General features: G+C 67.7%; 13 protein-coding genes. 7 read left to right on the top strand and 6 right to left on the bottom strand.

The annotated features are described in order from the left end of the window. The first annotated feature begins 212 nt into the window (after positions 1 to 212). The 5 genes from LRQ07_RS00730 to LRQ07_RS00710 all read left to right on the top strand — a co-directional run bounded on the left by LRQ07_RS00730 (position 213) and on the right by LRQ07_RS00710 (position 3,392). The gene (locus tag LRQ07_RS00730) at positions 213 to 974 is read left to right on the top strand and encodes a LysM peptidoglycan-binding domain-containing protein (protein WP_256535528.1); all 762 of its coding nucleotides are present in this window, start codon (positions 213 to 215) and stop codon (positions 972 to 974) included. A gap of 171 nt (positions 975 to 1,145) precedes the next feature. Then, positions 1,146 to 1,481, top strand: coding sequence for a PadR family transcriptional regulator (locus LRQ07_RS00725; protein WP_131492835.1), 336 nt, complete (start codon positions 1,146 to 1,148; stop codon positions 1,479 to 1,481). Between the two features lie 2 nt (positions 1,482 to 1,483). Next, the gene (locus tag LRQ07_RS00720) at positions 1,484 to 1,855 is read left to right on the top strand and encodes a DUF1048 domain-containing protein (RefSeq protein WP_153243303.1); all 372 of its coding nucleotides are present in this window, start codon (positions 1,484 to 1,486) and stop codon (positions 1,853 to 1,855) included. After that, positions 1,852 to 2,628, top strand: a complete 777-nt coding sequence (locus tag LRQ07_RS00715) for an ABC transporter ATP-binding protein (protein ID WP_256535527.1) — start codon at positions 1,852 to 1,854, stop codon at positions 2,626 to 2,628. Before LRQ07_RS00720 ends, LRQ07_RS00715 begins: the two co-directional genes overlap by 4 nt. Continuing rightward, the gene (locus LRQ07_RS00710) at positions 2,625 to 3,392 is read left to right on the top strand and encodes an ABC transporter permease (RefSeq protein ID WP_256535526.1); all 768 of its coding nucleotides are present in this window, start codon (positions 2,625 to 2,627) and stop codon (positions 3,390 to 3,392) included. Before LRQ07_RS00715 ends, LRQ07_RS00710 begins: the two co-directional genes overlap by 4 nt. Before the next feature lie 137 nt (positions 3,393 to 3,529). Here the strand turns inward: LRQ07_RS00710 and LRQ07_RS00705 are convergent, their stop codons facing one another. The 4 genes from LRQ07_RS00705 to LRQ07_RS00690 are packed head-to-tail and all read right to left on the bottom strand — an operon-like array spanning position 3,530 to position 7,213. Then, the gene (locus LRQ07_RS00705) at positions 3,530 to 4,738 is read right to left on the bottom strand and encodes an ABC transporter permease (RefSeq protein ID WP_256535525.1); all 1,209 of its coding nucleotides are present in this window, start codon (positions 4,736 to 4,738) and stop codon (positions 3,530 to 3,532) included. Continuing rightward, on the bottom strand, positions 4,735 to 5,445 hold the full coding sequence (locus tag LRQ07_RS00700; RefSeq protein ID WP_256535524.1) for an ABC transporter ATP-binding protein: 711 nt from the start codon (positions 5,443 to 5,445) through the stop codon (positions 4,735 to 4,737). The genes LRQ07_RS00705 and LRQ07_RS00700 overlap by 4 nt, the downstream gene beginning before the upstream one ends. Continuing rightward, entirely contained in the window at positions 5,442 to 6,497 is a 1,056-nt protein-coding gene (locus LRQ07_RS00695) for an efflux RND transporter periplasmic adaptor subunit (RefSeq protein ID WP_256535523.1), read from the bottom strand. Before LRQ07_RS00695 ends, LRQ07_RS00700 begins: the two co-directional genes overlap by 4 nt. Further along, positions 6,494 to 7,213 (bottom strand): hypothetical protein, encoded by a 720-nt coding sequence (locus tag LRQ07_RS00690; protein WP_256535522.1) that lies wholly within the window; start codon positions 7,211 to 7,213, stop codon positions 6,494 to 6,496. The genes LRQ07_RS00695 and LRQ07_RS00690 overlap by 4 nt, the downstream gene beginning before the upstream one ends. A gap of 172 nt (positions 7,214 to 7,385) precedes the next feature. Here LRQ07_RS00690 and LRQ07_RS00685 point away from each other — a divergent pair, with 172 nt between their 5' ends. Together LRQ07_RS00685 and LRQ07_RS00680 are read left to right on the top strand one after the other, a co-directional pair. After that, positions 7,386 to 8,051 carry a response regulator transcription factor gene (locus LRQ07_RS00685; protein WP_256535521.1) on the top strand — a complete coding sequence of 222 codons (666 nt, stop codon included), beginning with the start codon at positions 7,386 to 7,388 and terminating at the stop codon, positions 8,049 to 8,051. A 5-nt stretch (positions 8,052 to 8,056) separates the two neighbouring features. After that, positions 8,057 to 9,298, top strand: a complete 1,242-nt coding sequence (locus LRQ07_RS00680; RefSeq protein ID WP_256535520.1) for a sensor histidine kinase — start codon at positions 8,057 to 8,059, stop codon at positions 9,296 to 9,298. A gap of 191 nt (positions 9,299 to 9,489) precedes the next feature. On the opposite strand, the gene LRQ07_RS00675 is transcribed toward LRQ07_RS00680, so the two are convergent. Then, positions 9,490 to 10,344, bottom strand: a complete 855-nt coding sequence (locus tag LRQ07_RS00675; RefSeq protein ID WP_232762950.1) for an ABC transporter ATP-binding protein — start codon at positions 10,342 to 10,344, stop codon at positions 9,490 to 9,492. Next, the gene (locus LRQ07_RS00670; protein WP_256535519.1) at positions 10,341 to 11,135 is read right to left on the bottom strand and encodes an ABC transporter ATP-binding protein; all 795 of its coding nucleotides are present in this window, start codon (positions 11,133 to 11,135) and stop codon (positions 10,341 to 10,343) included. The genes LRQ07_RS00675 and LRQ07_RS00670 overlap by 4 nt, the downstream gene beginning before the upstream one ends.

Genomic DNA, 11,135 nt, shown 5'->3' with positions numbered 1-11,135 from the left:
TTCGCACACGGAAACCCCCGCCCCCTCAGGCGACCGCCGAGCACCATCCAGACATGGCGAACTCGGCTCGGGCCATCCGCCAGACTGCCCGGCCCGCGACAACCGCTCCGGCCGATCCCGGAGAATTCACCCCGCCTTTTCACCCCGCGCACGGCATGCTCCCTCCGCACGGGCTCTCGCGTCCCGGTGGGGAGGGATGCCATGCTGTCGGGATGCAGCGCACCACCAAGATCACGACCGCGGTCGTCGTCGTCGCCATCGCGGGGTTGGTTGCCGTAGCGGCTCCCGCCGTGATCAGCGCCGCGCCGGCTGTCGTCGACGCGGGCTCGTGGGTGTCGGAGCGCTTCGCCGCCGAGCCTTCCACGGCCCCGACGAGTCGCGCGGAGAAGACCGAGCAGGGCGGACTCGTCGACCTGGGCGACGGCATCAGCGTTCCCGCCGGTGGTCCCGGTGACTGCACCACCAACGCGCTCATCAACATCTACCGGGACGACGGCTCTCCGATGCACGCCAAGCTCCTGGGCGAGCTCGTCGAGATGGGCGCGTCGGAGCTGGCGAGCGGACCGGTCACGCTGGATGCGGCCGGCAAGATCTTCTCCTACGAGGTGCAGGCCGGCGACAGCCTCATCGCGATCGGCGAGCGATTCTGCGTCGACTACGTCACGGTCTCCAGCTTCAACCACGTGCGCGGCAACGAGCCGATCAGCCCGGGCGACACCCTCTACCTGCGCCCGGATCCGACGCTTCCGTTCGTCGACATCTACGGGCCGTACAACGCCGAGCCCGGCTCCTCCACCATCCCCTACTACGACGGCGTGGCGGCGTTCTCGACCGCTGTCGCCACGGCAGATCTGGGTGCCGCCCGGTGGCTCTGGAAGCGCCTCGAGAAGGACATGCACCCGGAGACCGCAGCCGTGATCACCCAGGCGTTGAGCGACGACGATCTTCCGCTGCTCCGCCGCCTGTTCCCGTAGCAGCGGGATTCCGCGCCGCCGTTCGGCGAGCCCTCGTTTCCGCGCGCCCGGAAACCCTCAGGAAACTTCTCGGAAGATCCTGGTATTCGGTGTTGCTAAGTACCGGTACTCGGTGTTACTTTGTACCGGTACCCAGCATCACTGAGTACCGAGACAGGAAGGGAGGACCTGATGGGCAAGCAGATGACCGAGATGCTCAAGGGCACTCTGGAGGGCATCGTTCTGGCGCTCCTCGCCGAGCAGCCGGCCTACGGATACGAGATCACGACCCGCATCCGGGACCACGGGTTCACCGACATCGCCGAGGGCACGATCTACGCACTCCTGGTGCGCATCGAGCAGAAGAAGCTCGTCGACGTCGAGAAGGTCCCGAGCGAGAAGGGGCCGCCCCGCAAGGTGTACACCCTGAACGCGCAGGGCCGCCAGGAGCTCGGGGAGTTCTGGAAGACCTGGGACTTCCTCCGTACGCACATCGAACGACTGAACAACACGAACGAGGAGAACTGATCATGGCCGCGAAGTGGATCGAAGCGCTCACCGGATCGCTCGAGCAGAAGAAGCAGTACAAGCAGGCCAAGGCCCGCATCGACGCCCTCCCCTCGCCGTACCGCGAGGTGGCGAACGCCCAGTACCGGTACTACCTGTACTACGGCGGCATCACCGACGGCGACACCATCGTCACCATGTTCCTCGACCTCGCGGACCTGTGGGAGCGCGCTGCCATCGACGGCACCCCCGTCAGCGCGATCGTGGGCGACGACCCCGTCGAGTACGCCGAGGAGTATGCCCGCGCCTACGGCGGCACCCAGTGGATCGACAAGGAGCGCGCGCGCCTCATCAAGGCGTTCGACGACGCGAGGAAGAAGGAGAACGAGTCATGACGAACGCCGCCATCTCGGTACGCGGTATCGAGAAGTCCTACAAAGATCTGCATGTCCTGCGCGGGGTCGACTTCGAGGTCGAGAAGGGCAGCATCTTCGCCCTCCTCGGCTCGAACGGCGCCGGCAAGACCACGATGGTGCGTGTCCTCTCCACCCTGCTGAAGGCGGATACCGGAATGGCGACCGTGCAGGGTACCGACGTGGCCGCGAACCCGGTCGGCGTCCGGGAGCGCATCAGCCTCACCGGACAGTTCGCCGCCGTCGACGAGATCCTCACCGGACGCGAGAACCTGGTGCTGGTCGCGAAGCTGCGGCATCTGCCCGACCCCGGGAAGGTCGCCGACAATCTGCTGGCGACCTTCCGCCTGACGGATGCCGGCAACCGCAAGGTCGGCACCTACTCGGGCGGCATGCGTCGCCGGCTCGACATCGCGATGAGCCTGGTCGGGCACCCCGAGGTCATCTACCTCGACGAACCGACCACCGGACTCGACCCCGAAGCCCGCATCGAGGTGTGGGACGTGGTCAAGGAGCTCGCGAACACCGGCACCACCGTACTCCTGACCACGCAGTACCTCGATGAGGCGGAGCAATTGGCCGACCGCATCGCGATCCTGCACGAGGGCCGCATCATCGCGAACGACACCCTCGCCGGGCTGAAGCGGCTGCTGCCGGCCGCGAAGGTCGAGTACGTCGAGAAGCAGCCCACCCTCGAGGAGATCTTCCTCACCCTCATCGGCCCCTCGTCCACGCAGAAGGAGGACGCAGCATGACCATGCACTTCACCGCCGACACGGCGACGCTCACCGGCCGCTCCATGCGGCACATCTTCCGTAGTCCCGACACCATCATCACCACGGCGGTCACCCCGATCGCCCTGATGCTGCTGTTCGTGTACGTCTTCGGCGGCGCGCTCCAGCAGAGCACCGGCGCCGAGAACTACGTGAACTACCTGCTCCCCGGCATCCTGCTCATCGCGATCGCCTCGGGGATCGCTTACACCGCGTTCCGGCTCTTCACCGACATGCAGAGCGGGATCTTCGAGCGCTTCCACTCCATGCCGATCGCCCGGTCGAGTGTGCTGTGGGCGCACGTGCTCACCTCACTGACCGCGAATGCGATCACCCTGGCGATCATCTTCGGCGTCGGATTCGTGATGGGCTTCCGCACCGGGGCGAGCTTCTGGGCCTGGCTCGCCGTCATCGGCATCCTGATGCTGTTCACCCTGGCGCTCACCTGGCTCGCCATCATCGCGGGCCTGAACGCCAAGACGGTCGACGGGGCGAGCGCGTTCTCGTACCCGCTGATCTTCCTCCCGTTCATCAGCTCGGCCTTCGTGCCGACCGACACCATGCCGGCACCGGTGCAGTGGTTCGCCGAGAACCAGCCGGTCACCTCGATCGTCAACACCATCCAGGCGCTGTTCGCCGAGCAGCCCGTCGGCAACGACATCTGGGTCGCCCTCGCCTGGTGCGTCGGCATCCTCGTGGTCGCCTACGTGTTCGCGATCATCTCCTACTGGAAGAAGGTCAGCTGATCTTCTCCCCGATCTGGCCCCACACCAGATGAAGGAGATCTCTTGATTCGAAGGCCCCTCAGAACCCCTGAGTCCTTCAGATCAAGAGATCTCCTTCATCTGCGGGTGGGCGTCGTCCGGAGCGGGCCTCGGCGTGCTCAGACCGTGCGCAGCGCCGTGGTGGGCGACAGTCGCGCGGCACTGATCGCGGGGTACAGCCCCGCGATCACGCCGACTACCAGCGCCACGACCGGACCACCGACCAGCACGACCACGGGGATCGTCACCGCCTGGCCCTGGATCGTGGCGTAGGCGAAGACCCCGAGCGCCCCGCACACCGCCCCGGCGATGCCCCCCAGGCCGCCGAGCACGATCGCCTCCGCCACGAACTGACCCGCGATCTGCCCCGAACGAGCGCCGAGCGCCCGCCGGAGTCCGATCTCGCCGCGCCGCTCCAGCACCGCCACCACCATGGTGTTCGCGATGCCGATCCCTCCGACCAGCAGAGCGATCGCCGCGAGACCGACCGCGAGGCCGGACAGCGAATCATCCGCGGTGTCCCGCGCCCCGGCGAGCTCGCCGAGTCCGGTCACCTGCACATACGGGGAGGACGGGTTCGCGGCGCGACCGATCGCCTCGCGGACCTTCTCGCCCGTACCGCCGTCGGCCATGCGCACATAGATCGACGCGATGGTGTCGTCACCCTCCGCCGACACATGCTCCGCCGCCCAATGGTCGCCGAGGAATGCGCTCGCATCGATCGACTCGGCGAGGCCGGCCGAATCGAGTATCCCGATCACCGTGTACCACTGCTCCCCGATCCACACCCGCACGCCCGGCTCCGTGATGCCCATGCGTGCGGCTGCCGCCGATCCGAGCACGGTCACCGGCAGCGAGCGGTCGGTCTCGTCGAACCACGACCCCTTCGCCACCGATCCCTCCACCGACGACAGGAAGTCGGGACCCGCGGCATACGCGGCCAATCCGTTGCCCTGGCTCTTCGGGATGAGGTCGTTGCGGTACACACCGATGCCGTCCGGCACCTTCTCGAGAACCCCGACCTGCTCGACGCCGCTCACCCGCTCGATCATCCCGGCCGCGGTCTCGGGAAGCGCCACCGGCTTGTTGTCGGGCCCGTACCCCGGCTGCACCACGATCATGTTGGCGCCGAGCGCGTCGAGCTTGGCCAACAGCTCCGCCTGGTTCGAGGCGGCGATACCGGTGATGGCGGTCAGCGCCGCGATACCGACAGCGACCCCGAGCGCCGACAACGCCGTGCGCATCTTGCGACTGCGAGGACCGATGAGAGCCGTGCGGATGCTGTCCGCGACGCTGAGCCGGGACATCCGCTCTCCCGTGCGCCTCATGCCGCGACCTCTTCCTGTTCCCGCCTACCGGTATCGCTCATGATCCGCCCGTCGTTGATTCTGACCTGTCGTTGCGTGCGCTCGGCGATGTGCGGGTCGTGCGTGATGATCACGACCGCTGTGCCGGAGTCTGCGATCGATGTGAGCAGTTCGAGGATGTGCTCGCCCGTGCTCGAGTCGAGCGCGCCGGTCGGCTCGTCGGCGAACAGCACCGACGGCTCCCCGACGATCGCGCGGGCGATCGCCACGCGCTGCTGTTCTCCTCCGGACAGCTGACCGGGTCGGTGCCTCATGCGCGCACCGAGGCCGACCCGCTCGAGCGCAGCCGCGGCCCGCACCGTGCGCTCCGCCGAGGGCACCCCCGAGTACAGGAGCCCGAGCGCGACGTTGTCGACCGCGCTCAGCGCGGGCAGCAGGAAGAACTGCTGGAACACGAAACCGATGCGGTGAGCGCGCAGAGCTGCACGCTCGTGCTCGGCGAGCCACGCGACATCCGTCCCGTCGATCAGCACGGTGCCACTGGTGGGGTCGTCGAGCGTTCCCATGATCGAGAGCATCGTGCTCTTCCCCGATCCGGATGCGCCGACGACGGCCACCAGCTCGCCGCTCTCGATCGCGAGGCTCATGCCGTGCAGCACGCGCAGCGGGGGGTTGCCGGGGTACTCCTTGATCACCTCGACGAGTTCGACGACGGTATCGGGCGTCATTGCGCCACCACCACGGCATCACCGGCGGCGAGATCCCCGCCGACCACCTGCACCCGGGTGTCGGCGATCAGTCCGACCTCCACCGAGACACGTTCGACCTTGCCGCCCTTGCGCAGCACGTCGACCGCGTAGCCGCCGTCGGTCGTCGCCACGAGCGCGGTGACGGGAACGACGAGTGCGTCCTTCACCTCGGAGGTCGCGAACACGACCTTGACGGCGCGAAGACCGATGCCCTCCGCGACGGCGGGATCCTCGAATTCGATGTTCGCGGTGGCCGGGGTGGTCTCGCCCTCTTTGCCGGTCGGTTGGCCGCCAGGATCGACGGCGGCCACCGTCGCGGGGACCTCGGTGCCGTCCGGAAGGATCACGGTCACCGGCGTCGCCGGCAGGATCTCGCGCGCCTGGGCTTCGGTGAGCGTGGCCACCACACGCAGGGTCGTGCTCGTATACGTGAGCGGGCTGGTCGCTGCAGGATCACCGAGCTTTCCCGTCACGGAGTCGACGCGCACCGAGGCGGCGGTGATCGCGACGACATCACCCAGCTTCACGACGCCGTCCTTGGTCACGCCGAGCGACTTCTGCCACGCCTTGACGTTGGCTTCGGTGACCCGCGTGAACTCGTCGTCCACGGTCATGTCCTTGCCGAAGCCGAGGTCGGCGAGCGCCTGCTCGAGCTGTCGCACGTCGGGTCCGTTCTCGACGCCGACGCCGAGATCGCGCCAGAACGGACGGTCACCGCGCATCGCGATCACCGGCTTGCCGTCGACCTCGTAGATCGACTGACCCGCTTCGATCACGTCGCCCGCCGCCGGGAGCCGCGTGATGGTGCCCCCGCGACCGGGCAGAGCGGTGGAGGCGCCGTAGCTCAGGCTGCCGTTGAGTCTGAGGTCGGAAGTCAGCGTGGTGAGCTCGGCCTTGGTCGTCACCGGCTTGTCGTCGTCCTTCGGCGTCTCGGCCACGGAGCTCCACGGCTGCAGCACCGCCAGGGTCACCGCGGCAGCCACGAGCAACGCCCCCACGGGCACGAGCACCTTCGTCAGCCGCCGGCTCATTCCTCGCCTCCGGACGGCAGCGTGGTCGCCGCCATGAAGCCGCCTTCGAAGTACTCGTTCATCAGGGCGAACCAGTCGAAGTCGACGGATTCGATGCTCTCGGGCGTGAACATCGGCGGCATCTCGCCGGTCTTCTCCGCGCACGCCTCGAGGAGGGTGCGCGCCTCGTCTTCCGTGATCCCGACCGGCATTTCGAGCATGCCGTCGGCGTCGGGATCCGCGAAGGCAGCGAAGCCGTTGTCCCTGGCGCACGCGGCGAACGCGAGTCCGGACTCGATGATCTGCTCGGGCGAGATCATCTGCGTCTGCGCGCCATCGGCCCCCGACATGTCGGGCTCGGGCTGTGCGAACTCGGGAACCTCCTCCTCGCACTTCTCCCACGCGGCCCGCTGCCCCTCCTCCGGGTATCCCGAGGCGGCTGTCGCGGCGAGCCACATGCCGTCCTCATCCGCGACGATCGTCGTCATCGCCATCTCCTCACCGCCGCCCATCGTCGCGGTGCTGTCGCTCAACGTGCCCAGCCCGCCGTCGCCGGGAGCGTCCGGCATCAGCAGGCCGACCTGGCCACCGTCGACGATCTTCGCCGTCTGGCCCTCATCGGTGAGGCAGGTCACGAAACGGGCAGCGGCCGCATCGTTGGCGCCGTCCTTCGCCTTGTCGTCCCCGGACGGGGCGCTGCATGCAGAGAGCGCGAAGAGCGCGATGACAGCGGGCATCACCACCATGGAACGGTGTGCTTTCGAATCGAACATGACATTCCCTTTCTCGCGGTCGCAGCTCATCCACGACGTGCAGTCAGTTCTACGGAGGCGATGGTTTGCTGTCGGTATGACGGCACCTAACCGGAAACTAACCGCGGAGAGCGCACCCTCGGAGGAGGGAGGCGCGATGCGATTGCTGCTGGTGGAAGACGAGGTCGATCTGGCCGACACGCTCGCCGATGGCCTGCGCCGGGAGGGATACCTGGTCGATGTCGCACGCGACGGCGCGAGCGCCCTGACCGCCGCCGCGGGGAGCGATGTGGACGTGATCGTCCTCGACCGCGACCTGCCCGTGCTGAGCGGCGATGCCGTGTGCCGCACGCTCATCGCGCAGGAGTATCCCGCCCGCATCCTCATGCTCACCGCGGCGGGAACCCTCAACGACCGCGTCGAGGGTCTCGACCTCGGTGCCGACGACTATCTCGCCAAGCCGTTCGCTTACGTGGAGCTCCTGGCTCGGCTCCGCGCCCTCGGTCGCCGTGCCCAGTCCAGCCGCCCGAACTCGGTCCTGGAGTTCGCAGGCGTGCGCCTCGACATCGTGCGGCGCGTCGTGGAACGCGACGGGACACCGATCCGTCTCACGCTGAAGGAGTTCGGGGTGCTCGAGGCGCTGCTCGCCGCGGAGGGGGGATACGTCAGCGCCGACGATCTGCTCGACGACGTGTGGGACGAGCCGCTCGAACGCACCCGCGGCGTGGTCAAGATCGTGGTGCACACGCTGCGCCGCAAGCTCGGATCGCCGGCGCTCATCCAGTCCGCGGCAGGACACGGCTATCGGGTGGGAACGGAATGAGACGCATGAGCTTCCGCACACGGCTGGTGATCATCATCGCCGGAGTCTTCATCGCCGCGGGCGCCGCGCTGCTCACGGTGCAGTACCTGGTGGTGCAACAGCTTTTCGCCTCCGCCATCGACACCACCGCGGCGAGCTGCGTGCCGGCACTCTCGATCACGCAGCTCTCGCAGGGGACGAGCGCGGCCGAGGACAGCGGACCCATCTATGGGGCCACCAGCACCGGATGCGCGTACTTCGCGGAGACCGCCATGCTCACCGACGTCCCCGTGACCACTCCGATGCAGACGACGTCGCTCGATTCGGTCGAGGGTGCTGTGCTCCAGCAATCCACCTTCCTGGCGGACGAGGTCGGCGGCGGGCTGCTGCTGTGGTCGATCGTGGTGCTCGTCGGCTTCACCGGGGTCGCCGCCGCGATCGCGTTCTGGCTCGCTCGTCGATCGCTCGACCGCATCGGCGAGGTCACGGCCGCAACCCGCGACATCTCCGAACGCGACCTCGGGCGACGGCTCGACCTTCCTGGACCCGACGATGAGATCAAGGAGCTGGGCGACACGATCGACGGGATGCTCGATCGGCTGCAGTCGGCGTTCACCGCGCAGGACCGATTCGTGGCGAACGCCTCCCACGAACTGCGCACCCCGCTGACCACGACCAGGACTGCCCTGGAGATCCCCCTCGAGCAGGGTGCCGTGCCGGCGGAGCTCCAAGCCAACATGCAGCGCGCCCTGCGGGCCACCGAGCAGAGCGAACGACTCATCACCGCGCTGCTCGCCCTCGCCCGCTCGCGCACCGGCCTGGATGAGGTTGAGCCGGTCGAACTCAGCGAACTCATCGAGGATCAGGTCGAGGAGTTGGACGCCCAAGGGATCGTCGTGCATACGAACCTCCGCGCGCTGACGGTCAAGGGTGATCCGATGCTGCTCGCCCGCGCCGTGCGCAATCTCCTCGAGAACGGTATCCGCCACAACGTCCACGGGGGAGAGCTGTGGGTGCGCTGCCGCCGTGAGCGCGGGCGCGCGGTGATCGACGTCGAGAACACCGGCGCTCCGATCGCATCAGCCACGCTGGCGCTGCTCACCGAGCCCTTCTACCGCGGTGACGCGAGTCGCACCTCCACCGGACCAGACGGCACCGGCTTGGGCCTCGCTATCGTGCAGAGCATCGCGAAGACCCACTCGGGCGACGTACGTCTGCGTGCACGCAAGGGCGGTGGCTTGACCGCGTCGATCGTGCTCCCCCTCTGACGCCGGCCCCCTGACGCCGGTCCTTTGACGCCGGCCCCGGTGAAGGAGATCTCTTGATTCGAAGGACCCTCAGAGCCGCTGGCTCCTTCCCCTCAAGAGATCTCCTTCATCTGCGGGTGGCATCCAGTTGCGGGTGGCATCCAGTTGCGTGTGGGCGTCGGCCGGAGCAGACCTCGGTGCGATGAGGGCTACTAGCCCGATTCGCCCCCGCCCACGACCTCCATGCGCTGCGTGAACGTCATCCGGTCGCGGACGACCCGCTCCGGATCCCACCCCGGGCCGGGCGTCGAAGCGATGAGGAGCTGCGAATAGGGGTGCTCGGGACGGGTCAGAACCCGCTCGGTGTCCCCCTGTTCGACGACCGTGCCACGGAAGAGCACGAGAACCCGGGAGCAGAGTTCGCGGACGACGGCGAGATCGTGACTGACGAACAGGTAGCTCACCCTCGACTCGCGCTGGATCTCGGCGAGGAGTTCGAGTACTTGAGCCTGCACGGAGACATCGAGTGCGGATACGGCCTCGTCGAGGACGACGAGACGAGGAGAGACCGCGAGTGCCCGCGCGATCGCAACGCGCTGTCGCTGACCGCCCGAAAGCTCGTGGGGCTTCGCGTCGGCATGCCGTTCGGTGAGTCGCACTCGATCCAGCAGCTCCGCGATCGTACGGTCGGCATGCGGACCCGCTGCCTCCTCTCGCAGCCTCAGAGTCCGCCGCAGGGTCTGCCGCACGGTCAGTCGGCGATCCAACGACCCGTTCGGGTCCTGGAACACCATCTGCACTGCGCGAGCTCTCGCCAGGCGCTCAGCCCTGCCGCGCGGCCTGCGGAGGCGATCGACACCGTCGATCACCGCTGACCCCGCGTCGGCGCGCTCCAGACCGACGAGAATCCGGGCGATCGTCGACTTGCCCGAGCCCGATTCACCGACGAGACCGAGCGCCTCACCTGCGTCGATGGCGAAACTCACGTTGTTGACAGCGACGACGCGCTCTGTTCCCGGACCCATCCGAAACGCCCGGTACAGATCGGAGACTTCCACCAGACTCATGACGCCTCCTTCGTGTCGAGCACGGGGGCAGCTTCGATCAGCGAGAGTGTGTACGGGTTGACTGCATCCGCGAAGAGCCCGGGTTTCGTCAGCGTCTCCACGATCTCACCCTGCCGAAGGACATGGATCCGATCGCAGATCGCGCCCGCGAGTGCCAGGTCGTGGGTGATGAAGAGCATCCCGAGACCACGTTCACGGATCTGCCGCTGGAAGATGGCGACGATCTCGGCTTGCGTCGTCACGTCGAGCGCGCTCGTCGCCTCGTCGGCGAGAAGGAGCGCAGGATCGGTGCTCAGCGCCGATGCGATGACGACGCGCTGAAGCATGCCGCCCGAGAGCTCGTGCGGAAACTGCCGCATGCGCCGCTCCGGGTGAGTCAGCCCCACCGCGGCCAGGAGCTGGATGAGGTGCGCCTCCGCACGGCTTCGCTGCCACCCGTGGACACGGACGAGTCGTTCGGAGAGCGAATCCCCGATGCGCCGCACGGGGTTGAGTGCGGAACGCGGGTCCTGCTGCACAAGCGAGACGGATGCGGAGCGCACCCGTCGTCGGGTCCTTTCGTCGGCGGCCACCATCTGTGTTCCATCGATCCGGATACTCCCCGCGATCGTCGCTTCCTCGCCATAGAGGGCGAGGGCCGCGCGCACCGTCGTCGACTTGCCCGAGCCCGACTCACCCACGAGCCCGACGAGTTCGCCGCGGTCCACACTCAGGGTGATGCCGGTGAGGATCTTCACAGCGTCTTCACCGTGCCCGAAGGCGAGATCAAGGTCCTGAATTTCGAGGAGCAT

The organism is Microbacterium sp. J1-1, from assembly GCF_024498615.1.
Classification (GTDB): Bacteria; Actinomycetota; Actinomycetes; order Actinomycetales; family Microbacteriaceae; genus Microbacterium; species Microbacterium aurugineum.
The sequence above is the reverse complement of the archived record's forward strand: the minus strand, read 5'-3'. Positions and strand labels throughout refer to the sequence as shown.